We start from the raw sequence: 26,916 nt of genomic DNA, 5'->3' as shown, positions 1-26,916 counted from the left end.
GCCCCTCCCGCGTTCCGCGGAAGGGGCCGTCTCACGAGAAATCTCGTCTGGTGGTCTGCTCAGCCGCGAGTGCTGGCGTTCGTGAGGACCGCCTCGTTCTCCTGGGCGGGCTCGATGGCCGTGTGCTCGGCGTGGCCGTGGGCCGCCTCGAGCTCGGACGGAGTGACGGGCTCGACCCGGTCGGCGAAGAAGAAGCTCGACAGCTTGGCGGTGCGACGCGCCTTCTTCAGGTCGGGTCGGGCCACACCACGGGAGTTCTCGGTCGGGCCGATCTCCAGCGGGCGGGTCGGCTCGTGGGAGACGAGCAGGTAGCGCTCGGTCTCCGTGAGCGGCTGGTGGACCTCGATGTACTCGCCGGACGCGAACCGGACCACACGGCCGGTCTCGTGGCCGTGGAGCACCAGCTCGCGATCGCGGCGCTGCAGCGCCAGGCACATGCGCTTGGCGATGATGAAGCCCAGGACCGGACCGGCGAAGAACAGGAACCGGAAGACCCAGGTGATCGCGTTGATCGACAGGTCGAAGTGCGTGGCGATGATGTCGTTCGATCCGGCCAGGACCAGGATCATGAACGCCGTCAGGATCGCGACGCCGACACCGGTACGGGTCGGGACGTTGCGGGGACGGTCGAGCACGTGGTGCTCGCGCTTGTCGCCCGTCGCGCGGGCCTCGATGAACGGGTAGACGGCCAGCGCCGTGAACAGGAGACCCGGGATCACGACGGCGGGGATCAGCACGTTCAGCGACAGCGTGTAGCCGGCGATGACGAACTCGGGCTGACCCGGCATGAGTCGCAGCGAGCCCTCGAGGAAGAGCATGTACCAGTCCGGCTGGGCGCCGGCACCGACGGGGGAGGGGTCGTACGGCCCGTAGGCCCAGACGCTGTTGATCGCCAGGGTCGCACCCATGATCGCCAGGACGCCGAACACGACGAAGAAGAAGCCGCCGGCCTTCGCGACGTACACCGGGAACAGGGGGTAGCCGACGACGTTGCGGTTGTTGCGGCCCGGTCCGGGGTACTGGGTGTGCTTGTGCACGACGATCAGCACCAGGTGGACCGCGATGAGCGCGAGGATGAGCGCCGGCACGAGCAGGATGTGCGCGGTGAAGAGCCTCGGGATGATCTCGGTGCCGGGGAACTCGCCGCCGAAGATCATGTAGCTCATGTAGGAGCCGATGACGGGGATCGACTTGACCACACCGTCCGTGATGCGCAGGCCGTTGCCCGAGAGCACGTCGTCGGGGAGCGAGTAGCCGGTGAAGCCGGCGGCGAGACCGAGGATCATCAGCGTGAAGCCGACGACCCAGTTCAGCTCGCGCGGCTTGCGGAACGCACCCGTGAAGAACACGCGCATCATGTGCGTGACGATCGAGGCCATGAAGAGCAGGGCGGCCCAGTGGTGGATCTGCCGCATGAGCAGTCCGCCGCGCACGTGGAAGGACATGTTGAGCGTGGAGGCGAAGGCCTCCGACATCTCGATGCCCCGCATCGCGACGGGCAGGGCGTCGTCCGGGTAGTGCACCTCGGTCATGCTCGGGACGAAGAACATCGTCAGGAACGTGCCCGTGAGGAGCAGGACGACGAAGCTGTAGAGCGCGATCTCGCCGAGGAGGAACGACCAGTGGTCGGGGAAGACCTTCCGGGCGAACTCCTTGACCGTCTTGGCGGCGCCGACGCGCGTGTCGAAGAAGTCGGCCGCCCCGGCCGCGGTCTTCTCGAGGGGGGTGGTGGTGCTCAATGGGCCTTCTCCTCGTCCGGGACCGGGTAGTCCACGTAACGCTCACGTTCCCACGTCGACGGTCCGACCATCTCGTGGAAATCGCTCTGGGCGGCGAGGTAGCCCTCGTCGTCAACCATGATCGGGAGCTGCGGAAGCGCACGCTTCGCAGGACCGAAGACGACCTTCGCACCGTCGGAGACGTCGAAGGTGGACTGGTGGCACGGGCACAGAAGGTGGTGCGTCTGCTGCTCGTACAGAGCCACCGGGCAGCCGACGTGGGTGCAGACCTTGGAGTAGGCGACGATCCCGTCCCACGACCAGCTCTCGCGGCCGGGCTCCTCCGTCAGGTCCTTGGGGTCGAGACGGACCAGGAGGACGACGGCCTTGGCCTTCTCCTCCAGCATGTGCTCGCTCTCGTCGAGCCCGTCGGGGATGACGTGCCAGACGGAGCCGATCGTGACGTCCTCGGGGCGGATGAGAGCGCCGTCGGGGTCACGGGCGAGGCGGACGCCGGGCGCCCACATCGTGTAGCGGAAGCGGCTGACGTTCCAGTCACCGCCGAGGTTGCCGACGAACGGCACCACGAAGGCGAGCGGGGCGACGGCGACGGCCGAGACGAGCGCGCCCTTCAGGACGGGGCGACGGGCGATGCGGGAGTCGTCCGCACCGTCCTTGAGCTCCTGCACGGCGGCGGCGCGGGTCGCGTCGTCGCTGCGCTGCGGGTGCCGCTCGTCGACCTTCTCGACGTCGGACATGAGGGCCTTGGCCCAGTGCACCGCGGCGACACCGATACCGAGCATGCCGATCCCGAGGCCGAGACCGATGCTCAGGGTGGAGGCCTGGACGCTGCCGAGGGTCGAGCCGACGGGGAAGGCGAAGTAGCCGACGACACCGCCGATCGAGGCGAGGACCGACAGGCCGAAGATGAGGGCGACCTGGCGCTCGACGCGCTTGGCGTTCGCCTCGGACTTGTCCGACAGGCGGTGCTTGTGCTCGGGAAGACCGGGATCAGGGAAGCGGTCGACGGCGCCCTCACCGTGGGACAGCGGGTCGAGCGCACCACCGGTGGCGGGGTGCTCCGACTTCGTCAGGTCACTCATGAGGACTTGGCTCCGATCCACACTGCGGCGCCGATGAGAGCGCCCATTCCGATGATCCAGACCCACATGCCCTCGGAGACCGGACCGATCGAACCGAGGTTCGCGCCGCCGGGCGAGGAGTTGTCCACGCGCTGCTCCATGAGGTAGGCGATGACGTCGCGCTTGGCCTCGGGGGTGATGTTGGCGTCGTTGAAGACCGGCATCGACTGCGGGCCGGTGAGCATGGCCTCGTAGATCTCCTGCGGGCTGGAGTTGAACAGCGACGGGGCGTACTTGCCGTCGCTCAGGGCGCCGCCGGCGCCGACGGCGTTGTGGCACATCGCGCAGTTGGTGCGGAAGACGAGCATGCCGTTCGCGGCGTCACCGAGCGCGGGGTCGACCTGCTCGGCGTCGGGGCTGGCCGGGCCGGGGCCCAGCGTCGCGACGAACGCGGCGAGCTGGGCGATCTGCTCGGAGTCGAACTGCGGGTTCTTCGCCGGGGCCTGCGGGGCGTTGGCCGCCATCGGCATGCGGCCCGTGGCCACCTGGAAGTGGACGGCCGCAGCACCGACGCCGATGAGCGACGGCGCGACGCCGTCGCGTCCCTCGGCCGAGGCACCGTGGCAGCTGGCGCAGTTGGCCTGGAAGAGCTTCTCGCCGTTCTCGGCGTCCGAGACGGAGGCCGTGTCGGCCTGGGCGGTCTGCGGGGCGGCGACGGCGTACAGGCCGCCGACCGCGAGCAGCGCGAGCAGCATCAGGGCGACCGGGGCGAACCGGTGGCGGCGTGCGCTGGCGAGGGCCTTCACCACGGCATGTCCTCGTTTCGATCGGGGGCGGAGAGCGGGGAGGGGATCGGGGTCGTCACGGCGCGCATCACTTGAGGAAGTAGATGACGAAGAAGAGGGCGACCCAGATGACGTCAACGAAGTGCCAGTAGTAGGAGGTCACGTGGGCACGGACCTCCTCGCGGTGGCCGAAGCGGCCGGCGACGAACGAGGATCCGAGCACGAACAGGAACGCGATCAGTCCGCCGACGACGTGGATGCCGTGGAACCCGGTGGTCAGGTAGAACACGGTGCCGAAGGAGGAGTTGGAGATCAGCACCCCGTGCTCGACCAGCTCGGCGTACTCCGTGACCTGGCCGCCGACGAACACGGCGCCCATGATGAAGGTCAGGGTGAACCACTCCTGCAGACCCCAGCCGCGCACGTTCAGCAGGCTGCCGGTGCGACGGGCCTGGTGGCGCTGGGCCGCGATCACGCCGAACTGGCACGTGAACGAGCTCAGGATCAGGATGGTGGTGTTGATGACGACGAGCGGCATGTTCAGCAGATCGGTTGCGGCCGCCCACTCCTCGGGCGACGCCACGCTGCGATGCGTGAAGTAGATCGCGAACATTCCTGCGAAGAACATGAGCTCGCTCGAGAGCCACACGATGGTGCCGACCTGGGTCATGTTGGGTCGGTCGACACTCACGTGCGCACTGGGAGCGGTGACGGCGTGGCTGGACACCTGAACATTATGGCGAACTGTCGCGACGACGGCCGTGTTCTCCTCCCGCGATCCGCACTGTGCCGCAGGAAACGGCCCCTCGTCGCCCGCGGGTCGTGGGCCGCCGCAAGGATGTTCTGACGCGATCTCGCCCCTGTAAGAAAACTCCGCCGGTCGCCCCGGAGCCGGTGCGCCAGCGGTCCCGCGGTGCCGCCCACTACGATCGAGCGATGAGCCCCGAGCCCACCCTCTCGCAGTCCGTCGCGCCCGCCTCGGCGGGGGCCACCGAGCTCTCCCCGACCCTCGCACCGGCGCGCGTGGTCCTCTACAGCGACGACGCCGAGACGCGCCTGTCCGTGCGTCGCGCGGTCGGCCGTCGTGCCTCTCGCGACACCCCCACGATCGAGTGGGTGGAGGTGGCGACGTCGGAGGCGATGCTGGCCGCCGTCGCGGCCGGCGGCAACGCCCTGCTGGTGCTCGACGGCGAGACGGCGAAGGTGGGCGGCTTCGGCCTGGCCCGCGAGGTCAAGGACACCTACTTCGACGCCCCGCCGATCCTTCTCCTGGTCGCGCGCCCGCAGGACGCGTGGATCGCCGCCTGGTCGCAGGCGGACGCCACCGTGCCGTACCCGCTCAAGCCCATGGAGGTCGCCGACACGGTGGCCGGGCTGCTGCGCGCGCACGCCGGCGCATGAGGGAGTGGCGCAGCCTCCTGCGTGACCTCGTCGACGGCGTCGACCTGACGAGCTCCGACGCGCGCGACGCGATGGAGCAGGTGATGGCCGGCGACGTGTCGCCCGTCGCGCTGGCGGGTTTCCTCGTGGCGCTGTCGGCGAAGGGCGAGACGGTCGACGAGCTGGCGGGTCTGTCGGAGGCGATGGTGGACGCCGCCGTGCCGCTCCCGATCGCCGGGCGCACGGTCGACATCGTCGGGACCGGCGGCGACATGCACCGCACGGTGAACATCTCCACGATGGCGGCCCTGGTCACGGCCGGGACCGGCCTGCGCGTGGTCAAGCACGGCAACCGGGCGGCGTCGTCCGCGTCCGGCACGGCCGACGTCCTGGAGGCGCTCGGCGTCAGGCTGGACGCCACGCCCGAGCGGGTGGCCGAGCTGGCCGAGCGCGTCGGCATCACCTTCGTCTTCGCCCAGGTCTTCCACCCCTCGATGCGGCACGCGGGCGCCACCCGCCGCGAGCTCGGGATCCCCACGGTCTTCAACGTGCTCGGCCCCCTGACGAACCCGGCCCGACCCGTGGCCGGCGCGATCGGTGTCGCCAACGCCCGGATGGCGCCCCTGATGGCCGGCGTGTTCGCCCGCCGCGACACCAGCGTGCTGCTGTTCCGGTCGGGCGACGGCCTGGACGAGTGGGCCACGACGGCTCCGGCTCACGTCTGGGAGGTGCGCGACGGCGTCGTGCTCGAGCACGAGATCGACGCCACGGAGGCCTTCGGCATGCCGCGGGCCACTCTCGAGGACCTCCGAGGGGCCGACGCGGTGCACAACGCGGGCGTGGTTCGTCAGGTGCTCGACGGCGAGCGCGGCCCGATCCGCGACGCGGTGCTGCTCGGCGCGGCCTCCGCGGTCGTGGCCGAGGGTTCGCTCGTGGGCGAGGGCGACCTCGTGGCGCGGATGCGCGAGGGGCTCGCGGTCGCCGGGGAGGCCGTCGACTCGGGCGCCGCGGCCGCCGTGCTCGAGCGCTGGGTGACCGCGAGCGGTGACGCCACGGCCTGAGGGCAGCGGCGCCGTCGGGCCGACGCGCCCTCGGGCTACTCGTCGGCTGGACTACTCGTCGGCGCCGAGCGCGAACGCCTCGTCGAGGTCGTGCTGGGAGTAGGCCTGGAAGGCGATGTAGGTGCGCGTGCCGCGCACGCCCGGCACCTTGCCGATCCGGTTGGCGACGACGTCCGCGAGGTCCTCGTGCCGACGGACCCGCACCATCGCGATGAGGTCGGTGTCGCCCGTGACGCTGTAGACCTCGGACACGCCCGGGAGCGCCGCCACCTCCTCGCACACCTCGGGAATCAGGGCGACGTCGGCGTCGATGAGGGCGATGGCGGTGATCATGGCACCAGCCTACGCAGCGCCTCGGCCGACGGTCGGCATCCCGAGATCGACCGGTGACGGGCCCTCGGGCGTCGGCGCGGCGAGCCGGGCGGACAGGTCGCTGAGCGCGTGGTCGGCCCCGCGCACGGGACGCGACGGACCCTCGTCCTGGGTCAGGGAGATGATCCGGACGCCCGGCTGCTCCAGCCAGTGCGAGATCAGCTCGGTCTCCTCCACCAGGGTGGCTCCCGACCACGTCGACGGCGCCGGCACGTCCTCGGCGGTCGCGAGCATCGCGTCCACGAGGGGCAGCACCTCGCTCGCCCGGGCGGCGACGGCGCTGGCGGCGAGCCGGCCGTGCCGCGCGACGACGACCTCCCACCCGCCGGAGCCGGGCCGCGCGGCCACGACCTGGGCCGGGCGCGAGACGCGGAGCCGCTGGGTGCGCTGGGCGCCGCGCAGCAGCGCCTGGCAGCGGTCGCGCTCCCTGGCCGCCTCCTCGTAGCGCTCCTGGGCCGAGAGCACCCCGATGCGCCGCGCCGTCCGCTCGAGGAAGGCACCCGTGTCGCCGTCGCAGAACGCGGCGAGCTCGGCGACGAGCGAGGCGTAGGTCGCGACGTCGGTCCCGCCCGTGCACGGGGCGGCGCACCGCCCGAGGTCGGCCAGCGCGCACGCCGTGGCGCCCGGGGCCGGACGTGCGGGCAGCCGGTCCGTGCACCCGCGCAGGGCGAACGCGCCCTGGATCGCCTCGAGCGCCAGCGTGGCCTGCGACCGGCTGCGGAACGGGCCCAGCACCCCGGCGGTCTGGGCGAGCGGCACCGAGCGGACGATCGAGGGCCGCGGGTAGGCCTCGTCGGTGATCCGGATCCAGGGTTCGGCGGCGGGGGAGCGCGAGCGCCGGTTGTACGGCGGCCGGTGCTGCGCGATGAGCCGGATCTCGCGGATCGAGGCCTCGAGCGGGGTCGAGCAGACGATCGGGTGGACGCGCTCGGCGATGGTCACCATCTCGGCGATGCGCTTGCGCTTCTCGGCCGCGGTGAAGTAGCTGCGCACCCGGGTCCGCAGGTTCGTGGCCGTCCCGACGTAGAGGATCCGGCCGGCACCGTCGAGGAACTGGTACACGCCCGGCGCGGTTGGCAGGTGATCGGCGAGCGTCGCCTTGCGCCGTCGCGCCTCCGGCACCGGGTCCGACGCCGTCACGAGGTCGTCCAGGTGCCCCACCCCGAGCGGCGCGAGCCGGGCCAGCAGCCCGTGCAGCACGTCGACGGTCGCACGGGCGTCGGTGAGGGCGCGGTGGTCGGGGGTGACGCTCGCGTGGAACAGCCGTGCCAGGCTGCCGAGCTTGTGGTTGGGGGCCTCGTCCTTGGTCACGACGCGCCGCGCGAGCGCCACGGTGTCCACGACCACCGGGGACGGCCACGTCAGGCCCATCCGCTCGCAGCCGGCGCGCAGGAAGCCGATGTCGAACCGCGCGTTGTGCGCCACGAGGACCGCGTCGCGCGCGAACTCCATGAAGGTGACCAGCACCTCCTCCTCGCGCGGGGCGTCGACCACCATCGTGTCGGTGATCCCGGTGAGGACGGTGATCTGCGGCGGGATGGCCCGGCCGGGGTTGACGAGGGTGCCGAGCTCGCCGAGCACCTCGCCGCCGCGGACCCGGACGGCACCGATCTCGGTGATCCGGTCGGCGTTCGGCGAGCCCCCGGTCGTCTCGAGGTCGACGACGACGAACTCGACGGCGTGCAGGGGCAGGCCGTCCGCCAGGAGCGAGGGCTGCAGCGCGAGGGTCGAGGTCACGTGGTGAGGCTAGGCGGCACCACCGACATCGACCCCCGCGCCGGGCCGAGCGGATCAGGCCTTGGTGGGCGCCGCCTGCGAGTAGAGCTCCTCGAGCGTGCCGTCGAGGTCCTTCAGCACCGCGGAGCGCTTCACCTTCATGGACGGCGTGAGGTAGTCGTTCGCGACGGTGAAGTCGGAGTCGAGGAGCTTGAAGGTGCGGATCGACTCCGCGCGGGAGACGTGGGAGTTGGCGCGGTCGACGGCGGTCTGGACCGCCGCGACGACGTCGGCGTCCGTGATCGCCTGCGAGACCGTGAGCGACTCCTTGCCGTGGGAGGAGAGCCATCCCGGCAGCATCTCCGCGTCGATCGTGATGAGGGCCGCGATGAAGGGGCGGCCCTCGCCGACCACCAGGCACTGGCTGACGAGCGGGTGGGCCCGCACGGCGTCCTCGAGCTGCGCCGGAGCGACGTTCTTGCCGCCGGCGGTGACGATGATCTCCTTCTTGCGGCCGGTGATCCGCGTGTAGCCGTCGGCGTCGATCTCGCCGATGTCGCCCGTGTGGAACCAGCCGTCGGCCATCGCGTCCGCCGTCGCCTGGGGGTTGTTGTGATACCCCCGGAACACGGCGACGCCCTTGGCGAGGATCTCGCCGTCGGGCGCGATGCGCAGCTGGTTGCCCCGCAGCGGCGGCCCGACCGTGCCGATCTTGACGTTCTTGGGCACGTTCACCGTGAGCGGTGCGGTGGTCTCGGTCAGGCCGTAGCCCTCGAGGACGGTGAGACCGACGCCACGGAAGAAGTGACCGAGTCGCTCGCCCAGGGGACCGCCGCCCGAGACGGCGAAGGTCAGGCGCCCGCCCATCACGTCGCGGATCTTGTGCAGCACGAGGCGCTCGGCCACCTTGTACTTCAGCGACGTGGCCAGGCCGGGGCTGCCGCCGTCGTCGTGCGCGCGGGACCACGCGATGGCGGACCGGGCGGCCCACGCGAAGATCTTCTCCTTGCCGCCGGCGACGGCCTTCTGCTCGGCGGAGTTGTAGACCTTCTCGAACACGCGCGGCACCGCGAGGATCATCGTGGGCCGGAAGGTCCCGAGGTCGGCCACGAGCGTCGCGGGATCCGGAGTGTGACCGAGCGGGACGGCGCCGGCGAGCGCCAGCACCTCCACGAACCGGGCGAAGACGTGCGCCAGCGGCATGAACAGCAGGGTCGAGGCGCCCTCCTGGGTGAACACCTCGGGCAGGTCCTCCACGGCGCTCTTGGTCAGCAGGACGAAGTTGCCGTGCGTGAGCTCGGCGCCCTTCGGCCGACCGGTGGTGCCGGAGGTGTAGATGATCGTCGCGAGGTCGGCGAGGCCGACCGCGGCGGACGCCGCGCGGACCGTCTCGGGGTCGACGTCGGCACCGGAGGCGGTCACGACGTCGAGGTCCCCGGCGTCGATGCTCCAGACGTGACGCACGTCGGGGGCCTCCGGGCGGGCGGCGGCGACGACGTCGGCGTGCCCGGCGTTCTCCACGATGACCGCGACGCACCCGGAGTCGCCGAGGATCCAGGCGGCCTGGGACACCGACGAGGTCTCGTAGATCGGCACGGGGACGGCGCCCGCGTACCAGATCGCGACGTCGGACAGGGTCCACTCGTAGCGGGTGCGGGACATGATGCCCACCCGCTCGCCGGGGCCGACGCCCTGCGCGACGAGCCCCTGGGCCAGCGCGATCGCCTGCGAGCGGAACTCCGCGACAGAGACGCTGCGCCAGCCTCCGCCGTCGGGCACGCGGTAGAGCTCGGCCCGGGGGGTGCGTTCGAAGAGGTCCTCGACCAGGTCGGTGATGCTGAACGTCGCCGGGACGTCCGGGGCGGGCGACATGCGTGTCGTCTCCATCGTGGCTCCTTTGTCCGATGTGCACCGTCGTGGCGGGGCCTCCACCCTATGTGGTTCGGCGCCGGCGGGTGGCGCGGGCGCGTGTGGCGCGCCGCCGGATGGGTCAGGATGGTCCGGGGCCGCGCGGGTGCGGCCGAGCATCCAGCGGCGCACGACGCGCCGGACACGGACGAAGGAGATGGCCATGCACGCCGTCGGGATCGACATCGGTGGGACCAAGATCGCCGCGGGGGTGGTCGACGACGCGGGGACGCTCCTGGCCTCCACCCGCCGGGACACCAACCCCGAGGAGCCGCGCGAGATCGAGGACGCCGTGGCGGACGCCGTGGCCGAGCTGCGGGGCTCCTACGAGGTCTCGGGCGTCGGCGTCGCCGCCGCGGGCTTCGTGGACCCGACGCGCTCCAGGGTGATGTTCGCGCCCAACATCGCCTGGCGCGACTACCCCTCAAGGCGGTCCTGCAGGAGCGCATCGGCCTCGACGTCGTCGTCGAGAACGACGCGAACGCCGCCGGCTGGGCCGAGTTCCGGTTCGGCGCCGGACGGGCGGCCAACGACATGGTGATGCTGACCGTCGGGACGGGGCTGGGCGGTGCCGTCGTCGTCGGCGGACGCCTCGTGCGCGGGGCCGCCGGCGCCGGTGGCGAGGTCGGTCACATGCGGGTCGTCCCGAGCGGACGCGCGTGCGGTTGCGGCCACGACGGCTGCTGGGAGATGTACTCCTCCGGCTCCGCGCTGGTCCGCGAGACGCGCGCGGCCCTGGCCACCGACCCCGAGCGTGCCGCACCGCTGCTCGCGCTGGCCGGAGGCAAGGCCAAGAAGGTCACCGGACCGCACGTGACCGAGGCGGCCGCCTCGGGTGACCCGCTCTCGATCGAGATGCTGGCCGACCTCGGGCGCTGGCTCGGGGCCGGGATGGCGGCGCTCTCGGCGCTGCTGGACCCGAAGATCTACGTCATCGGCGGGGGAGTGGGCGCCGCCGGCGACCTCCTGCTCGCCCCCGCGCGCCACGTGCTCGAGGAGCAGCTGTTCGCGCGGGCGCAGCGGCCGCTGCCCGAGGTCGTGCTCGCGACGCTCGGCAACGACGCGGGCATCGTCGGGGCGGCCGACCTGAGCCGGGTCGTCCTGGACTGACCGCGTCGGCCCGCGGGGCGACGGTGCGGTCGGGCGGCGACGTCAGACAGCCGCGCCGTCGCCCTCGTCGTGGTCGCGTCCGCCGGGGAGGCGCGTGAAGCCGATGATGCACCCGGTGAGGAAGATGCCGATGCAGACCGCGACGTACCAGGACGGCGCGCGGTCGAAGGCCACGACGGCGAGCAGCATCAGCAGGGGACCGGCGGCGATCGCCGCCCAGGCGATCCTCGTCAGCCGAGCCATCGGCGGGTGCGGGTCGGGGACGGGGACGAACCGGTCCTCGTCGGGATCCTCGGCCGGCGTGTAGTCCCGCGGGCCCTGGGTCGCGCCGACCGTCGGGGTGTCCGAGACGAGGTAGCGCGGCCGCGGCGGGGCGAGGTCGGAGGTGATCGAGCGCCACTCGGCGTCCCAGTCCCGGTCCGGATCGCCGGACGTCGCGGCCGGTTCGCCGGGGGTGGTGGCCGGCTCGCCCGGGGTCGCGAGGGAGTCGGGCCGACCGGGCGGGACGGGCGGCCCGGGGTGCCCGCGCGGGTCTCCTCGCCGTCGCCGTCGCCCGCGGGTGCAGCCGGGTCGGGAGTGCTCATGCGAAGCACTCTAGGCATGGAAGACCTCTAGAGTGATCTCCGGTGGGTCGACGACGGCGGCACCACGCGCGTCCCGAACGGGGCGTCGCCCCTTGCTCCGTCCAGCTCCCGCAGTCGCGCGAAAGGGTCGCAGGTGTGTTCTACCGATTCATGAAGGCCACGCTCGGCACGCTCCTGCGGGTCGCGTACCAGCCGTGGATCCGTGGGTCCGAGCACCTCCCGCCCTCGGGCGGCGCGATCCTCGCGAGCAACCACCTCGCGGTGATCGACTCGTTCTTCCTCCCGCTGATGATGCCGCGGGAGATCGTCTTCCTCGGGAAGTCCGACTACGTCGAGGGCCGCGGCCTCCGCGGCCGGTTCATCGCGTGGTTCATGCGCGGCGTCGGCCTGATCCCCGTCGACCGCGCCGGCGGCAAGGCGAGCGAGGCCGCCCTCAACGCCGGCCTCTCGCGCCTGTCCGAGGGCGGGCTGTTCGGCATCTACCCCGAGGGCACCCGCAGCCCCGACGGCCGCCTCTACCGCGGCAAGACCGGCGTCGCGCGCCTGGCGCTGGAGTCCGGCGCCCCCGTCGTGCCCGTCGCGATGATCGGCACCAACATCGCGCAGCCCATCGGCAAGCGGATCCCGAAGCTCAAGCGCATCGGTGTCGTCATGGGGGAGCCGATGGACTTCTCCCGCTACCGCGGGATGGAGAACGACCGGTTCGTGCTGCGGTCGATCACCGACGAGATCATGTACGAGATCATGCGGCTGTCGGGCCAGGAGTACGTCGACATGTACGCCGCGACGGCGAAGGCCCGCATCGCCGCGGGCAAGCCGGCCGACACCCCGAACGACGCGCCGGGCGGCCGCGAGGCCCCCGAGTCCGACGTCCCCAGCGCTCCCGAGCCCGACGCGAGCGAGGGCGCTCCGAGCGGTTCGGACCCCGAGACCACCGGTGACCCCGGTTCCGTTGAAGACACACCCAGGGAAGGTCCAGCATGACCGTCAAGCGCGTCGCACTGCTCACGGCGGGCGGCTTCGCCCCGTGCCTCTCCTCCGCCGTCGGCGGCCTCATCCAGCGCTACACCGCGCTGGCGCCCGACGTGGAGATCATCGCCTACACCTACGGCTACCACGGCCTGCTCACGGGCACCAAGGTGGTCGTGGACGACGAGGCCCGCGCGAGCGCCGGCCTCCTCCACTCCTTCGGCGGCAGCCCGATCGGCAACAGCCGCGTCAAGCTGACCAACGCGAAGAACCTCGTCGCCCGCGGCCTCGTCGCCGAGGGCGAGAACCCGCTGCAGAAGGCGGCCGAGCAGCTCCAGGCCGACGGTGTCGACGTCCTGCACACGATCGGTGGGGACGACACCAACACCACCGCGGCCGATCTGGCCGCCTACCTCCAGGAGCACGACTACGGCCTGACCGTCGTCGGGCTCCCGAAGACGATCGACAACGACATCGTGCCGATCCGTCAGAGCCTGGGCGCCAACACGGCGGCCGAGGAGGCCAGCCGGTTCGCGCAGAACATCATCGGCGAGCACCGCTCCAACCCGCGCATGCTGATCGTGCACGAGGTCATGGGCCGTCACTGCGGCTGGCTCACGGCCGAGGCGGCGCGTCGGTACCACGGCTGGGTCGAGGGTCAGCCGTCGTGGAACCCCAGCATCGGTCTGAGCAAGGACCGCTGGGACGTGCACGCGGTGTTCCTGCCCGAGCTCGCGATCGACCTGCAGGGCGAGGCCGAGCGGCTCAAGGCGATCATGGACGACCAGGGCAACGTCAACATCTTCCTCAGCGAGGGCGCCGGCGTCCCGGAGATCATCGCCGAGCTCGAGGCCAGGGGCGAGGAGGTCAAGCGCGACCCGTTCGGCCACGTCCAGCTCGACACGATCAACCCGGGCGCCTGGTTCGCCAAGCAGTTCGCGGGCCTCATCGGCGCCGAGAAGACGATGGTGCAGAAGAGCGGGTACTTCTCCCGCTCGGCGCCCGCCAGCGACGAGGACCTCGCGCTCATCGCCGAGATGGTCGACCTGGCCGTCGACTCCGCGCTCGCCGGCGTCTCGGGTGTCATCGGGCACGACGAGGAGGCGGGCGACGAGCTCCGCGCCATCGAGTTCCCGCGCATCGGCGGCGGCAAGGCGTTCGACGTCACCGTGCCGTGGTTCGGCGAGCTCCTCTCCTCCATCGGGCAGCCGCTGGTCCCGGCCGCCCCGGGCGCGGGCCACTAGCCCGTCACCGACACCCGGCAGACGTCGACGGCGAGGACCCCCGCGGTCCTCGCCGTCGGCGTCTCAGTCATTGGTGGGCGGTCACCCGGACCCCGACGGACGCCTAGACTGATCCGTCGTGAGCGCGACCGCAGATTCCGACGTCCTGGCCGGGCTCGACGCCTGGCGTCACCTCGCCGTCGAGCAGCAGCCCACCTGGCCGGACCGCGACGCCCTCGAGGCCGTCAGCGCCCAGCTGGCCGTGAGCCCGCCCCTCGTCTTCGCCGGTGAGGCCGACGCGATGCGCGAGAAGCTCGCGCGTGCCCAGCGCGGCGAGGCGTTCCTCCTGCAGGGCGGCGACTGCGCCGAGTCCTTCGCCGAGGCCGACGCCGACCGCATCCGCAACAAGATCAAGACGATCCTGCAGATGTCGATCGTGCTGACCTACGGCGCGAGCATGCCCGTCGTGAAGATGGGCCGCATCGCCGGCCAGTACGCCAAGCCGCGCAGCAGCGACTCCGAGACCCGCGACGGCGTGACGCTGCCCGCCTACCGCGGCGACATCGTCAACGGCCACGACTTCACCCCGGAGTCGCGCATCCCCGACCCGCAGCGGCTCCTGAAGGCGTACCACACGTCCGCCTCCACGCTGAACCTCACCCGGGCCTTCACGATGGGCGGCTTCGCCGACCTGCGTCTGGTGCACGAGTGGAACCGGGGCTTCACCGTCACGCCGGCCTACCGCACCTACGAGGGCCTGGCCGCCGAGATCGACCGCGCCATCAAGTTCATGGCGGCGGCCGGGGCCGACTTCGACGCGCTCAAGACCGTCGACTTCTACTCGGGTCACGAGGGCCTGCTGCTGGACTACGAGCGGCCCCTGACCCGGATCGACTCGCGCACGGGCCTGCCATACGACTGCTCGGCCCACTTCCTGTGGATCGGCGAGCGCACGCGCAAGATCGACGACGCGCACGTGGAGTTCTTCTCGAAGGTGCAGAACCCCATCGGGGTGAAGCTGGGCCCGACGACGACGGGCGACGACGCGATCGCGCTGATGGACAAGCTCAACCCCGAGGGCATCCCCGGGCGCCTGACGTTCATCACCCGCATGGGCGCCGGCAAGATCCGCGACGCCCTCCCCGCCCTGGTCGAGCGCGTGACGGCCGACGGCCGCCCCGTGCTGTGGGTCTGCGACCCGATGCACGGCAACACGATCACGGCGTCCAACGGCTACAAGACGCGCCGGTTCGCCGACGTGATCGACGAGGTCCGCGGGTTCTTCGAGGTGCACCAGGCGCTCGGGACGATCCCGGGCGGCGTGCACGTGGAGCTCACGGGCGACGACGTCACCGAGGTGCTCGGCGGCTCGGAGGAGATCGACGACATCGGCCTCGAGGCCCGCTACGAGACCCTCGTCGACCCGCGCCTCAACCACGCGCAGTCGCTCGAGATGGCGTTCCTGGTGGCGGAGATGCTGCGGGAGCGCGCCGCCTCCTGACCCTGCACGACGCAGACGACGGGCCCCGGGATCCTCTCCCGGGGCCCGTCGTCGTGCGGGCGCTGGTCGGTCGGCGCGGCTGAAGGCTCTCGCCGGGTCAGACGACCGTGAGCGTGACGAGGGTGCCCCGCGCCCGCATCTCGCCGGGGGCGACGTCCTGCGAGCGGACCGTTCCGAAGAAGCCGCCCAGGACGTTGTTGCGCTCGACGGTGAAGCCCGCGTCCTCGAGGATCTGCTCGGCCTCGCCGTACTGCCGGCCCTGGACGTTCGGGATCTCGAACAGCTCGGGGCCCTTGGAGACCTCGAGGCTCGCGCCCGATCCCTGGGGCACGACGGAGCCGGGCGCGGGCGACACGGAGATGACCATGCCGGCCGGGACCTCGGTGGAGAACACCTCGGTCAGCGTGATCGCGGTGTCGGGGACGTCGAGCAGCTCGGCCAGGGCCGTCGTCACCAGCTCCGACTCCTTCCCCACGTAGTTGTCGGGGATGGTGACCTCGGCCGGTCCGCTGGAGACGGTGAGGACGACCTCGGAGTCGTGCGGGACGCTCTCGCCCGCGGCGGGTTCGCTGGCGAGCACGACGCCGGCGGGGACGTCGCGGTCGGTCTGCTCGACGACCTCCTCGGCGGGCGTCAGCCGCGCCTCGAGGATCTCGGCCTCGGCCGCCTCGCGGGTGAGGTCGACGAGCGTCGGCACCTCGAGCATCTCCACGCCGAGGGAGACGACGACGTCGACGGTCTCGCCGCGCGCGAGGCTGGTGCCGGGGTCGGGGTCGACGGTGATGACGGTGCCCGCGGGGGCGACGTCGTCGAACGCGTCGGTCGAGGCGAGCTCGAGCTCGAGCTCGCCGAGCTCGGCCCGTGCCTCCTCCAGCTCGCTGCCGACGACGTCGGGCACCGTGACCGGGCTGCCGGGACCGAGCAGGTAGTACCAGGCGCCGACGGCGCCGGTCGCGAGCAGCAGGATGAGGATGCTGAGGAACCACGCGAGGCCGCGACGGCGACGGCGGCGGGGCGCGGCGGGGACGGACGCGGTGGCGCCTGGGGAGGGTTCCTGGCGCCCCACCGCACCGATCGGCAGCGCGATCGTGCCCGTGCCGGGTCCCCGGTCCAGCGCCCGGGTGACGTCGGCGTCGGACTCGACGTCGTCATCGGCACCGAGCCGCTCCAGCTCGTGCTCGAGGGCGACGACGGGGACGAGGAGCTCGGGGCGGCCGGCCACGTCGGCGCGCAGCGCCTTGGCCCGGGCATCGAGCCCGTTGAGCGTGCGGCGGACCAGCTCGAGCGCGACGCCGGCGTCGGCGGGTCGGACGTCGGTGCTTCGCGCGGTGAGGGTCGCGACCAGCTCGTCGACCTCCATCGGCAGCCACGGAACGGCGTCCGACGGCGCCGGGACGTCCTCGTGCACGTGGCGGTAGGCGACCTGGATCGGTGTCGCACCCGTGAACGGCGGCTCGCCGGTGAGCATCTCGTACAGCACGACGCCGACGGCGTAGACGTCGGCCGAGGCGTTCGCCTCACCGGAGCTGACGATCTCGGGGGAGAGGTAGGCGACGGTCCCCAGCAGGGTGCCCGTGCTCGCGACGGTCGCCTCGCTGACGGCGCGCGCGAGCCCGAAGTCGGCGACCTTGATGCGGCCGTCGGTGCCGAGGAGGACGTTCTCGGGCTTCACGTCGCGGTGCACCAGGCCCGAGCGGTGGGCGGCGGCGAGCGCGTCCAGCACCGCCGAGGTGATCTCCAGAGCGCGACCGAGGCGGAGCGAGCCGTGTCCCGCGATCTCGGTTCGCAGCGTGTGCCCGGCGATGAACTCCATCGTCAGGTAGTTGGTCTCGCCGTCGACGCCCTGGTCGAGCACGGCGACGATGCCCGGGTGCGCGAGCCGGGCGGCGGCGCGGGCCTCGCGGCGGAACCGGGCCACGACGTCGGCCCCGTCGGCGAGGTGGGGGTGCATGACCTTGAGGGCGACGTGCCGCTCCAGGCGGCGGTCGCTGGCGAGGTAGACCGTCGCCATCCCGCCGCGCGCGATGCGTCGGAGGACGTCGTAGCGGCCGTCGACCGTTCGGCCGACGAGCGGGTCGGAGGTCACGGCGCTCATCGCTGACAGGTTACCGGGGAGGGGGCCGCCCGACCGGGACCGCCGCGCGCGTCGGAGCGTCCGGTCCCGGCGCGGGCTAGGCTCACGGGGTGGATCGTGAATGGGAGGGGCTCGTCCCCGCATGGGTGTTTCTGCCGGACGTCGCGACGCGTCTGGGGGTGCCGGACCGTCAGGTGCGCTCGCTCGTGCGCGACGGGCGGCTGCTGGCGTTCCGCGTCGGGGAGAACAAGGCGCTGGCCGTGCCCGAGGCGTTCCTCGCCCCGGACCCGGAGCGCCCCGGCCACGACGAGGTCCTCGTGCCGCTGCGCGGCAGCCTGACGCAGCTCGCCGACTCGGGCTACAACGAGCTGGAGACGCTGCGCTGGCTCTTCACCGTCGAGGAGACCCTGGGCGAGGCGCCGATCGACGCCCTCCGCTCGGGTCGCATCTCGACCGCGCGTCGCGCGGCCCAGGGGCTCGCCTTCTAGCACGCCCTGCCGGCCAGGACGCCCTGCCGGCGCCGGGCCAGCTCACGACGTCCGGCGCACCGCCGCCTCGAGGAGCGCCCGGAGGTCGCCGACGTCACCGATCCCCGCGGGCGGTGAGTCCACCAGCGCGGCGGTCCTGGCGGCGAGGGCGTCGATGCGCGCCTCCACGGCCGCCAGCGCCCCCGTGCGGGCCAGGACGGCACGCAGCTCCTCGACCGCGTCCTCGGTGAGGTCGGCGTCGCCGAGCCCCCGTCGCAGCAGCTCGCGGTCAGCCTCGTCCGCCTCGCGGTAGGCCAGCGCCACCAGGACGGTGCGCTTGCCCTCCCGCAGGTCGTCCCCGGCGGGCTTGCCGGTCACGGCCGGGTCCCCGACGACCCCCAGCACGTCGTCGCGCAGCTGGAAGGCCGTGCCGACGTCGCTGCCCAGGGCGGAGAGCCAGGCGAGCTGGTCGGCGTCCGCCCCGGCGAGGACGCCGCCGAGCCGCAGGGGGAGGTCGACGGAGTAGCGCGCCGACTTGGCGTGGATGACGCGCTCGGCACGGTCGAGGTCCGCGTCGCTGTCGGCCTCCCAGGGTGCGTGCGAGGCCAGGAGGTCGAGGTACTGCCCGACGGCGACCTCGCTCGCCATCGCCGAGTAGGTGGCCAGGGCGCCGCGCGCCGTCTCCCGGTCCAGCGGCAGCACGGCCGCGTGCAGCGTCGTCGCGCTCATGGTCAGCAGCAGGTCGCCCACCAGCAGGGCGCCGGACTCCCCGAACCTCGCGCGGTCGTCGGAGCCGGAGGCGGCGATGGCGCCCGGGGAGTCGGGGTACCCGGTGATCTCGAGGAAGCGGTGCGTCGAGGGGGCGCCGCGGCGCGTGTCCGAGGCGTCCATGAGGTCGTCGTGCACCAGTGCGGCCGCCTGGAACAGCTCCAGGGCCGCCGCCGCCCCGATCGAGGCCGAGCCGGGCCCGGGCTCCTCGGCGCCGCACGCGCGCGCCGCCGCCAGGCACAGGAGCGCGCGCAGGCGCTTGCCGCCGCGCGCCGCCCGCTCCGCGGCGTCCACGACGAGCCGACCCTCGGGCCCGGCCGCGGCGACCTCCTGCCGGGTCGGGTCGAAGGTGGCGGCGACCGCCTCGTCGACGAGCGTCCGCAGGGTTGCGAGGTGGCCAGGGGTGGAGGGTGTCGACGACATGGTTCGAGACTAGGCGAGCGGCTCCCGACCCGCGGCGGGGCGCGGCCGTGGACTGTCCCCAGCGACTCGACCGGTCATCGTCTGCACGGATCGTCCGAACGCCCTCCCGCGCGACGCGACGGACGGGTGCGATGGGAGCGAACGCCGGGGTGGCCGGCGTCGTCACCCAGGAGGAACGATGTCCGCGCAGCCCGTCCCGAGGTCCCAGCCGCCCGTCATCCGCGTCAACGAGGCGCGCGAGGTGCTCGCCTACGTGCCCCACGCCCTCGGGTTCACCCCGACCGCGTCGCTCGTGGTGCTCTCGCTCCGGCCTCCGCGCGGCCGCATCGGGCTCGTCGCGCGCGTCGACCTCGCCGATCTCGACGGTCCCCAGGCGCGGGACGTCGCGGCCGGCCTGACCCAGCACCTCCGCGCGGACGGTGCCGCCGGCGTGTTCGTGGTGCTCTACACCGATCTCCCGCTGGCCGAGGCGCGCCGGTCGACGGCGCTCGAGGCAGCGGCCCGATCGCTCGAGCGCGCGCTCGGTGCGCGCACCCCCGTCACCGACGTGTGGGTGGTGGCCGGCGACGCCTACTCCTCGTTGCGGTGCGACGACGAGCGGTGCTGCCCCACCGAGGGGCACGAGCTCGAGCTGCTGGGCACGACGCGCATCGGCGCGGCGATGGTGCTCGCCGGGTCGGCGCCGGTCTCCCGGCGGGAGGACCTCGGGGTCGGGAGGGACGCGGACGTCGGCCGCCGGGAGGCGTTCGCACGCAGCGCCCGGCAGGAGCGGCGGCGTCGCGCGCGGGCCGCGCGGGAGGGCAGGACCGCGGGCTGGCAGCGCACGCGGGTGGCCACCGGGCTGGCCGTGCTCCGGCGGGGCGACCCGTCGCCGGAGCAGCTGGGGGCGGTGGCCGAGGCGATGCGCGACCTCGTCGTGCGCGACGCCGTGATGACCGGCGTGCTCACGGCCCGGACCGCCGGGTCGGAGGACGAGCTCTGCCGGGTGCTGGACGACATGTTCGGCGACGCCGCGACGCCCCCGACCGCGAGGGCAGCACGGCAGCCCGTGCCTCGCTGGCCGCGGCCGCGCGGCTGTGCGACGGCGCCGGGCGGGGTCGGCTGCTCGGTGTGCTCGCCTGGGTCTCGTGGTGGTGCGGGGACGGTGCCCAGGGCCAGGTGCACGCGCGGGAGGCCCTCGCGCTCCGCGAGTCCGACCGACTCGCGCTGCTCGTCGAGCGCGCCCTGGACCAGGGCCTCGCGCCGAGCTGGGTCAGGGCGGCCCGCTGAGCTCGCGCGCGTGCCGGGGTGGCGGGTCGGCGAGGCCGGCGGACGGGACGGGAGCGCGCCGGGACGACGGCCCCTCACGCACCGTCTGGCCTCGCGGACCGCCGTCGTGCACTAACCTCCAGGAGGAAGCCGGCGCGTCCCGCCGGTCAGCAGCCGAGGAGGCAACGCGTGACGATCGTCGTCGGGTACCTGGCCACAGCGGAGGGTGCCGCCGCGCTGGACGCGGCGATGACCGAGGCGACTCGTCGCTCCTCCCGCCTCATCGTCCTCGTGAGCCAACGTCGCGGCGAGGACACCGCCGTCCTGGAGGCGAGCCTCGAGCACGTCCGGACGGTCCTGGACGAGGCGGGTCTCGGGTACGAGGTGCGCCAGGTCGAGCGGGGCCGCGACGTCGCGGACGACCTGATCGATGCCGCCGAGGCGAGTGACGCCGAGCTGATCGTCATCGGTCTGCGCCGCCGCTCACCCGTCGGCGAGCTGATCCTCGGCTCGAACGCCCAGCGCATCCTGCTCGACGCCACCACGCCCGTCCTGGCCGTCAAGTCGGCCTGAACCCGATCGAGGAGCCCTTCGTGACCACCCTGCCCCAGGACCTCTCCTTCACGCCCGAGCACGAGTGGGTCTCGCTCGACGGCGACGTGGCGACCGTCGGCATCACCGCCTACGCCGCCGAGCAGCTGGGTGACGTCGTCTACGTCGCGCTGCCCGCCGTCGGCACCGAGATCACGAGCGGGGCCGTGTGCGGCGAGGTCGAGTCGCACAAGTCCGTCTCCGAGCTCTTCGCACCGCTGACGGGGACCGTGGTCGAGGTGAACGAGAGCCTCGAGGGCGAGCCGGAGCTCGCGGGGACCGAGCCGTTCGGCCAGGGCTGGCTGTTCCGTCTCCAGGTCGCCGAGCCCGACGTCTCGCACCTGCTGGACGCCGGCGCCTACGCCGCGCACGTCGACGCCCTGAGCTGACGGTCCTCCGAGCCGGTCGTCTCCGGCCGGCCGGACGTGTCCGGAGCCTGGCGGAAAAGAAGTTCGTGGTGGTGGGAACAACGCGCGCTCGACGGGCGTTGTGATGAGTGGTTGACGAGAGCCCACCGACGGCGTGCCCTGAGCGCGTCGGGGGCCCGAGTCGGCCGAGTACCATGTACCAGCGCAGGACGGTCAATCCTCCTCCTCGCGCTGCCCTCTGCCGAAAGGTTCTACGTGTCGGTCAGCACCCCCACTGCGACGTCCACGCTCGACGAGTCGGGCGAGGCCAAGCCCGCGCGCACCACGGCGCGCCGCACCTCGACCGCCTCCCGCGCCAAGGCGAAGCCGTCGGTCGACGCCCCCGCCGAGGCCGCGGACGAGTCGACCACCCCCGCCAAGCCCGCGCGCAAGACGCCCGCTCGCAAGACCGCCGCCGCGCCCGCCAAGCGGGCCGCAGCGAAGACCACGACGGCGAAGACGGCCAAGGCCGCCGCCGGGTCGACCTCTGAGGAGACCGAGTCCGAGGAGGTCGAGGTCGAGGAGACCGAGGCCGACGCCACCGAGACGACGGCCGACGGCGCCGAGAAGAAGGCCGGTGAGAAGGAGGACGAGGAGTCCACCAGCGGCTTCGTCTACTCCGACGCCGACGACGACGACGCCCCGGCGCAGCAGGTCGTCACGGCCGGCGCCACGGCCGACCCGGTCAAGGACTACCTCAAGCAGATCGGCAAGGTCGCCCTGCTGAACGCCGAGCAGGAGGTCGACCTCGCCAAGCGCATCGAGGCCGGTCTGTTCGCCGACGAGAAGCTCGGCGAGGGCGGCCAGATGGAGTTCCACATCCGGCGCGAGCTGGAGTGGATCGCCGCCGACGGACGTCGCGCCAAGAACCACCTGCTTGAGGCCAACCTCCGCCTCGTCGTCTCGCTCGCCAAGCGCTACACCGGCCGCGGCATGCTGTTCCTGGACCTGATCCAGGAGGGCAACCTCGGTCTGATCCGCGCCGTCGAGAAGTTCGACTACACCAAGGGCTACAAGTTCTCCACGTACGCCACCTGGTGGATCCGTCAGGCGATCACGCGCGCCATGGCCGACCAGGCCCGCACCATCCGCATCCCGGTGCACATGGTCGAGGTCATCAACAAGCTCGCCCGCGTCCAGCGGCAGATGCTCCAGGACCTGGGCCGCGAGCCCACGCCCGAGGAGCTCGCCAAGGAGCTCGACATGACGCCGGAGAAGGTCGTCGAGGTCCAGAAGTACGGTCGCGAGCCGATCTCCCTGCACACCCCGCTGGGCGAGGACGGTGACAGCGAGTTCGGTGACCTGATCGAGGACTCCGAGGCCGTCGTCCCGGCCGACGCGGTCAGCTTCACGCTGCTGCAGGAGCAGCTGCACGCGGTCCTCGACACCCTGTCGGAGCGCGAGTCCGGCGTCGTCTCGATGCGCTTCGGCCTGACCGACGGCCAGCCGAAGACGCTGGACGAGATCGGCAAGGTCTACGGCGTCACGCGCGAGCGGATCCGTCAGATCGAGTCCAAGACGATGTCGAAGCTGCGTCACCCCTCGCGCTCGCAGGTCCTGCGCGACTACCTCGACTGAGCCGTCACCACGACGACGCCCCCGGCACCGCACGGTGCCGGGGGCGTCGTCGTTCTCGGGGGAGGTGCCGGCCGGTGGCCGCGGCGTCAGCGTCCGGTGCGACGACGTCCGGAGCCGCCCTGGCCGCGGCCTCCGGAGCCGGGGGCACCGGGGCGTCGGGCGCGCCCGCGACCCGCCGCCGCCCGCCGCGCGCCGCGGCGGCCCTGGCCGCCTTCTCGGCACGCGCGGCCTTGGCTTTCGCGGTCGGTCGCTCCGCGGGCACCTGCGCGTCCCGGCCGCGGCTGGAGTTGGCCGTCCGACCGCGGACGATGCCGATGAGGTCGTCGACGGCGGGCGTCGGGGCGCCGTCGACGGGCACCCAGGCGAGCCCGACCTGCGACGTCGGACCCTCGACGAGGGGAACCGCCACGACGTCCTTGCGCGTGTGGGCGCGAGCGAGGGATGCGGGGACGACCGTCACACCGGCCCCGGCGGCGACGAGCTCGATCGCGTCGGCGGCCGTCGCGGGGACCACACCCGTGAACGCCGTGCCCGGCCCGTCGGCCCAGTGCAGGACGTCGTCGCCGGCGACGATGACGACGTGCTCGGCGAGGTCGGCGGGGGAGAGCCGCTCCAGCAGGCTCAGCTCGTCCTCCTTCGGCACGACGACCACGCTCTCCTCGACCCAGAGCGGGATGACGGCGAGCGTGTCGTCCGTCACGGGGAGGCGCAGGAAGGCCGCGTCGCCGTCGCCGCCCAGGAGGCGCTGCTCGGCGGCGGAGGCGTCCGCCACCTCGACCTCGATCGGCGCGCGGTGGCGCTCCTTCCACGTGCTCACCCACCGCCCGGGGCTCACGCCGGGGACGATGAGCAGGCGCAGGGTGTCGTTGCTGTCCACCGAGTCAGCGTAGTCGGGGCGGTGCGCACAGACCTCGTGCGTCGCCTATCGTGGCGGGGTGACCCGTCAGGTGCAGACCATGAAGCCGACCACCGCCGCCCGCAAGCTGGAGGTGTACCTCCCGGCGACCCCGGAGTCCTTCCAGGAGGGCGTCGTGACGCGCGACGAGCTCGTGGCCCTGCAGCAGGACCCGCCCGCGTGGCTCCAGGAGCTCCGGGCCAACGGCCCGCACCCGCGCCCCGTCGTCGCCGCCCGGCTCCGCGTGTCCATCTCGGGCCTGGCCCGCGGCGGCATCACCGAGGCGCTGACGACCGCCGAGATCGCGGAGCTGCAGGACGACCCGCCCCAGTGGCTGCGCGAGGAGCGTGCCGGCTTCGCCGAGGTCAGGCGCGAGGAGGCCCGGCTCGCACAGCAGCGCGCCGAGGCCGCCCAGGCGGCGAAGGCCGCCGAGCCGCCCGCGGGCGACTGAGCCCGGCGGCACGACCCCGCAGCACCCGACCATCCCCGGACGCACGAACGCCCGGCCGCGCGAGGCGCGGCCGGGCGTTGCGGTGTGAGGGAGATCGCCTCGCGTCAGCGAGCGTCCGGCGAGCTCGTCGCGAGCAGGCGGTCGGACTCGTCGAGGATCTCGACGGCGATATCGGTGAGGGCAGGGGTGAGCGCCCGGCCGTGGTGGGCGCAGAAGTAGAGCTGGCCCGACTCGAGCGTCACGCGGACGTAGGCCTGCGCGCCGCACCGGTCGCACCGGTCGGAGACGGTCAGCTGGTCGGCAGTCGTGGTGGTCACGCATCCATACAACCACCGCCCGCGGGGTTCGAGCGGCACGGTTCGCTCACCGCGTAGCCGTGTCGGCAGTGATCTGGGCGACGACCGGCCCCGCCTCGGCGGCGATGTCGGTGCCTCGACCTAGCATGGCCACGTGACCACGACGGCCGAGTCCTCCTACACCGCGCGCCACCTCTCCGTGCTCGAGGGGCTGGAGGCGGTCCGCAAGCGGCCGGGGATGTACATCGGCTCGACCGACTCCCGCGGCCTCATGCACTGCGTCTGGGAGATCATCGACAACGCGGTCGACGAGGCCCTCGGCGGCCACGGCGACCGCATCGAGGTCGTCCTGCACCCGGACTCCTCCGTCGAGGTCCGCGACCAGGCCCGGGGCATCCCCGTGGACACCGTCGAGAAGCTCGGCCTGTCCGGTGTCGAGGTCGTCTTCACCAAGCTGCACGCCGGCGGCAAGTTCGGCGGCGGGTCCTACGGCTCCTCCGGCGGCCTGCACGGCGTGGGCGCCTCCGTCGTCAACGCCCTGTCCGCCCGCCTGGACGTCGAGGTCGACCGCGGCGGCAGGACGCACCGGATGACCTTCCGCCGCGGTGAGCCTGGCACCTTCGCCGATGGCTCGGGCGAGCCCGGCCCCGAGGCACCGTTCACGCCGTTCGTGGACGGGTCGGAGCTGGCGGTGGTCGGGAAGGTGCCGCGCGGCCGCACCGGGACGCGCATCCGGTACTGGGCCGACCGCCAGATCTTCCCCACGTCCGCGACGTTCTCCTACGACGAGCTCGTCACGCGAGCCCGCCAGACGTCCTTCCTCGTGCCGGGGCTCACCCTCGTGATCCGCGACGAGCGCCGCCTGCCCGGCACCCCCGGTGCCGAGGGACCCGTCGAGGAGACCTTCCGGCACGACGGCGGGACGGCGGACTTCGTCGACTTCCTCGGCCAGGACACCCCGGTGACCGACACCTGGCTGCTGCGCGGCTCCGGCGACTTCAACGAGACGATCCAGCAGCTCGACGGCAAGGGTCACCTCGTGGCCGCCGAGGTCACCCGCACCTGCGAGGTCGACGTGGCGCTGCGGTGGGGGATCGGCTACGAGACGGAGCTGCGCTCCTTCGTCAACATCATCGCCACGCCCAAGGGCGGCAGCCACGTCACCGGGTTCGAGCAGTCGCTGCTGAAGGTCGTGCGCAAGCAGATCGAGCTCAACGCCCGGCGCCTCAAGGTCACCGGCAAGAACAGCAAGGAGCGCATCGAGAAGGACGACGTCGTCGCGGGGCTGACCGCCGTCGTCACCGTGCGTCTGCCCGAGCCGCAGTTCGAGGGGCAGACCAAGGAGGTGCTCGGCACCGCACCGGTGCGCGCCGTCGTGGCGAAGGTCGTGGAGAACGAGCTCACCCGGATCCTCACCAGCACCGCCCGCACCGAGAAGGCCCAGGCCGCGCTGCTGCTGGAGAAGGTCGTGGGGGAGATGCGCGCCCGCGTCTCCGCCCGCACCCAGAAGGAGATCTCGCGCCGCAAGAACGCGCTGGAGACCTCCTCGCTGCCCGACAAGCTGGCCGACTGCCGGTCGGACGACGTCGAGCAGTCGGAGCTGTTCATCGTCGAGGGGGACAGCGCGCTCGGCACGGCCAAGGCCGCGCGTGACTCCAACTTCCAGGCGCTGCTGCCGATCCGCGGCAAGATCCTCAACGTCCAGAAGGCCTCGCTGGCCGACATGCTCGCCAACGCCGAGTGCGCGGCGATCATCCAGGTCATCGGTGCCGGGTCGGGGCGCTCCTTCGACCTCGAGGCCGCCCGGTACGGCCGGATCGTCCTCATGACGGACGCGGACGTCGACGGCGCGCACATCCGCACGCTCCTGCTCACGCTCTTCTTCCGCTACATGCGACCGCTGGTCGACGCCGGACGGGTGTTCGCCGCGGTGCCGCCGCTGCACCGGATCGAGACGTACGGCTCGGGCGGCAAGCCCGGCGACCTCATCTACACGTACTCCGAGGCCGAGCTGCACAAGAACCTCGCGCGCCTCGACCGCTCGAACAAGCGGTACAAGGAGCCGATCCAGCGCTACAAGGGCCTGGGGGAGATGGACGCGGACCAGCTCGCCGAGACGACCATGGATCCCGCGCACCGCACGTTGCGCCGCGTGACGATGAGCGACGCCGCCCGGGCGGAGAACGTGTTCGACCTGCTGATGGGCAACGACGTCGCACCGCGCAAGGACTTCATCGTGGCCGGCGCGGCGGGTCTCGACCGCGACCGGATCGACGCCTGAGCGCGGACGGTCGTGGGCGTGATGTTCG

General features: G+C 72.6%; 24 protein-coding genes and 1 pseudogene. 13 read left to right on the top strand and 12 right to left on the bottom strand.

The genetic code is table 11. The features are described 5' to 3' along the window. Positions 1 to 59: 59 nt before the first annotated feature. The 4 genes from C8046_RS03290 to C8046_RS03275 form a co-directional block, all read right to left on the bottom strand. Entirely contained in the window at positions 60 to 1,739 is a 1,680-nt protein-coding gene (locus tag C8046_RS03290; RefSeq protein WP_109228238.1) for a cytochrome b, read from the bottom strand. After that, positions 1,736 to 2,821 carry a ubiquinol-cytochrome c reductase iron-sulfur subunit gene (locus tag C8046_RS03285; protein ID WP_109228237.1) on the bottom strand — a complete coding sequence of 362 codons (1,086 nt, stop codon included), beginning with the start codon at positions 2,819 to 2,821 and terminating at the stop codon, positions 1,736 to 1,738. The genes C8046_RS03290 and C8046_RS03285 overlap by 4 nt, the downstream gene beginning before the upstream one ends. After that, positions 2,818 to 3,606, bottom strand: a complete 789-nt coding sequence (locus C8046_RS03280; RefSeq protein ID WP_109230707.1) for a cytochrome c — start codon at positions 3,604 to 3,606, stop codon at positions 2,818 to 2,820. The genes C8046_RS03285 and C8046_RS03280 overlap by 4 nt, the downstream gene beginning before the upstream one ends. A gap of 67 nt (positions 3,607 to 3,673) precedes the next feature. Next, the gene (locus C8046_RS03275) at positions 3,674 to 4,255 is read right to left on the bottom strand and encodes a cytochrome c oxidase subunit 3 (RefSeq protein WP_109228236.1); all 582 of its coding nucleotides are present in this window, start codon (positions 4,253 to 4,255) and stop codon (positions 3,674 to 3,676) included. A 266-nt stretch (positions 4,256 to 4,521) separates the two neighbouring features. Between C8046_RS03275 and C8046_RS03270 the strand changes: the two genes are divergently transcribed. After that, a complete protein-coding gene (locus tag C8046_RS03270; protein WP_235866065.1) occupies positions 4,522 to 4,986 on the top strand; it encodes a hypothetical protein in 465 nt (154 codons plus the stop codon). Continuing rightward, positions 4,983 to 6,026, top strand: coding sequence for an anthranilate phosphoribosyltransferase (gene trpD / locus C8046_RS03265; protein ID WP_109228235.1), 1,044 nt, complete (start codon positions 4,983 to 4,985; stop codon positions 6,024 to 6,026). The genes C8046_RS03270 and trpD overlap by 4 nt, the downstream gene beginning before the upstream one ends. Positions 6,027 to 6,077: 51 nt before the next feature. Here trpD and C8046_RS03260 read toward each other — a convergent pair whose 3' ends face one another. From C8046_RS03260 to C8046_RS03250, 3 genes are read right to left on the bottom strand one after another with little or no spacing between them, the layout of a single operon-like run. After that, positions 6,078 to 6,359 carry an Lrp/AsnC family transcriptional regulator gene (locus tag C8046_RS03260; RefSeq protein WP_109228234.1) on the bottom strand — a complete coding sequence of 94 codons (282 nt, stop codon included), beginning with the start codon at positions 6,357 to 6,359 and terminating at the stop codon, positions 6,078 to 6,080. Positions 6,360 to 6,368: 9 nt separating this feature from the next. Next, positions 6,369 to 8,135: a DEDD exonuclease domain-containing protein gene (locus C8046_RS03255; RefSeq protein ID WP_109228233.1), complete on the bottom strand. Its 1,767-nt coding sequence runs from the start codon at positions 8,133 to 8,135 to the stop codon at positions 6,369 to 6,371. Positions 8,136 to 8,189: 54 nt separating this feature from the next. After that, positions 8,190 to 10,001 (bottom strand): AMP-dependent synthetase/ligase, encoded by a 1,812-nt coding sequence (locus C8046_RS03250; protein WP_109228232.1) that lies wholly within the window; start codon positions 9,999 to 10,001, stop codon positions 8,190 to 8,192. On the opposite strand from C8046_RS03250, the pseudogene C8046_RS20160 reads away from it, so the two are divergent. Next, positions 9,949 to 11,132 (top strand): annotated as a pseudogene (locus C8046_RS20160) (ROK family glucokinase). The gene C8046_RS03250 and the pseudogene C8046_RS20160 sit on opposite strands and share 53 nt — an antisense overlap. Positions 11,133 to 11,174: 42 nt before the next feature. Here C8046_RS20160 and C8046_RS03240 read toward each other — a convergent pair. Next, entirely contained in the window at positions 11,175 to 11,375 is a 201-nt protein-coding gene (locus tag C8046_RS03240; protein WP_109228231.1) for a hypothetical protein, read from the bottom strand. A 476-nt stretch (positions 11,376 to 11,851) separates the two neighbouring features. On the opposite strand from C8046_RS03240, the gene C8046_RS03235 reads away from it, so the two are divergent. The 3 genes from C8046_RS03235 (at position 11,852) to C8046_RS03225 (ending at position 15,409) form a co-directional block, all read left to right on the top strand. Continuing rightward, positions 11,852 to 12,700, top strand: a complete 849-nt coding sequence (locus tag C8046_RS03235; protein ID WP_109228230.1) for a lysophospholipid acyltransferase family protein — start codon at positions 11,852 to 11,854, stop codon at positions 12,698 to 12,700. Then, positions 12,697 to 13,929 carry a pyrophosphate--fructose-6-phosphate 1-phosphotransferase gene (locus C8046_RS03230; RefSeq protein ID WP_109228229.1) on the top strand — a complete coding sequence of 411 codons (1,233 nt, stop codon included), beginning with the start codon at positions 12,697 to 12,699 and terminating at the stop codon, positions 13,927 to 13,929. Before C8046_RS03235 ends, C8046_RS03230 begins: the two co-directional genes overlap by 4 nt. 118 nt (positions 13,930 to 14,047) lie before the next feature. Then, positions 14,048 to 15,409 (top strand): class II 3-deoxy-7-phosphoheptulonate synthase, encoded by a 1,362-nt coding sequence (locus tag C8046_RS03225; protein WP_109228228.1) that lies wholly within the window; start codon positions 14,048 to 14,050, stop codon positions 15,407 to 15,409. 97 nt (positions 15,410 to 15,506) lie between these two features. Here the strand turns inward: C8046_RS03225 and pknB are convergent, their stop codons facing one another. Next, positions 15,507 to 17,504, bottom strand: coding sequence for a Stk1 family PASTA domain-containing Ser/Thr kinase (gene pknB / locus C8046_RS03220; protein WP_109228227.1), 1,998 nt, complete (start codon positions 17,502 to 17,504; stop codon positions 15,507 to 15,509). An 89-nt stretch (positions 17,505 to 17,593) separates the two neighbouring features. On the opposite strand from pknB, the gene C8046_RS03215 reads away from it, so the two are divergent. Then, a complete protein-coding gene (locus C8046_RS03215; RefSeq protein WP_109228226.1) occupies positions 17,594 to 17,971 on the top strand; it encodes an Rv2175c family DNA-binding protein in 378 nt (125 codons plus the stop codon). A 42-nt stretch (positions 17,972 to 18,013) separates the two neighbouring features. Here the strand turns inward: C8046_RS03215 and C8046_RS03210 are convergent, their stop codons facing one another. Next, positions 18,014 to 19,141, bottom strand: a complete 1,128-nt coding sequence (locus C8046_RS03210) for a polyprenyl synthetase family protein (RefSeq protein ID WP_109228225.1) — start codon at positions 19,139 to 19,141, stop codon at positions 18,014 to 18,016. Between the two features lie 178 nt (positions 19,142 to 19,319). On the opposite strand from C8046_RS03210, the gene C8046_RS03205 reads away from it, so the two are divergent. The 4 genes from C8046_RS03205 to C8046_RS03190 all read left to right on the top strand — a co-directional run bounded on the left by C8046_RS03205 (position 19,320) and on the right by C8046_RS03190 (position 22,965). After that, a complete protein-coding gene (locus C8046_RS03205) occupies positions 19,320 to 20,525 on the top strand; it encodes a DUF4192 domain-containing protein (protein ID WP_109228224.1) in 1,206 nt (401 codons plus the stop codon). Positions 20,526 to 20,578: 53 nt separating this feature from the next. After that, positions 20,579 to 20,962: a universal stress protein gene (locus tag C8046_RS03200; protein ID WP_109228223.1), complete on the top strand. Its 384-nt coding sequence runs from the start codon at positions 20,579 to 20,581 to the stop codon at positions 20,960 to 20,962. A 20-nt stretch (positions 20,963 to 20,982) separates the two neighbouring features. Continuing rightward, the gene (gene gcvH / locus C8046_RS03195; protein ID WP_109228222.1) at positions 20,983 to 21,369 is read left to right on the top strand and encodes a glycine cleavage system protein GcvH; all 387 of its coding nucleotides are present in this window, start codon (positions 20,983 to 20,985) and stop codon (positions 21,367 to 21,369) included. Positions 21,370 to 21,564: 195 nt separating this feature from the next. Next, entirely contained in the window at positions 21,565 to 22,965 is a 1,401-nt protein-coding gene (locus C8046_RS03190; RefSeq protein ID WP_419183572.1) for an RNA polymerase sigma factor, read from the top strand. A gap of 4 nt (positions 22,966 to 22,969) precedes the next feature. Here the strand turns inward: C8046_RS03190 and C8046_RS03185 are convergent, their stop codons facing one another. Next, a complete protein-coding gene (locus tag C8046_RS03185; protein WP_199224377.1) occupies positions 22,970 to 23,842 on the bottom strand; it encodes a LysR family transcriptional regulator substrate-binding protein in 873 nt (290 codons plus the stop codon). A gap of 79 nt (positions 23,843 to 23,921) precedes the next feature. Here C8046_RS03185 and C8046_RS03180 point away from each other — a divergent pair, with 79 nt between their 5' ends. Continuing rightward, positions 23,922 to 24,311 carry a DUF5997 family protein gene (locus C8046_RS03180; RefSeq protein ID WP_109230705.1) on the top strand — a complete coding sequence of 130 codons (390 nt, stop codon included), beginning with the start codon at positions 23,922 to 23,924 and terminating at the stop codon, positions 24,309 to 24,311. Between the two features lie 104 nt (positions 24,312 to 24,415). Here C8046_RS03180 and C8046_RS03175 read toward each other — a convergent pair whose 3' ends face one another. Then, a complete protein-coding gene (locus C8046_RS03175) occupies positions 24,416 to 24,628 on the bottom strand; it encodes a DUF7455 domain-containing protein (protein WP_109228221.1) in 213 nt (70 codons plus the stop codon). 133 nt (positions 24,629 to 24,761) lie between these two features. Here C8046_RS03175 and C8046_RS03170 point away from each other — a divergent pair, with 133 nt between their 5' ends. Beyond that, positions 24,762 to 26,888, top strand: a complete 2,127-nt coding sequence (locus C8046_RS03170) for a DNA gyrase/topoisomerase IV subunit B (RefSeq protein ID WP_109228220.1) — start codon at positions 24,762 to 24,764, stop codon at positions 26,886 to 26,888. Positions 26,889 to 26,916 lie beyond the last annotated feature (28 nt).

This window comes from Serinibacter arcticus (assembly GCF_003121705.1).
Classification (GTDB): domain Bacteria; phylum Actinomycetota; class Actinomycetes; order Actinomycetales; family Beutenbergiaceae; genus Litorihabitans.
This window is presented reverse-complemented; position numbering and strand designations above follow the sequence as displayed.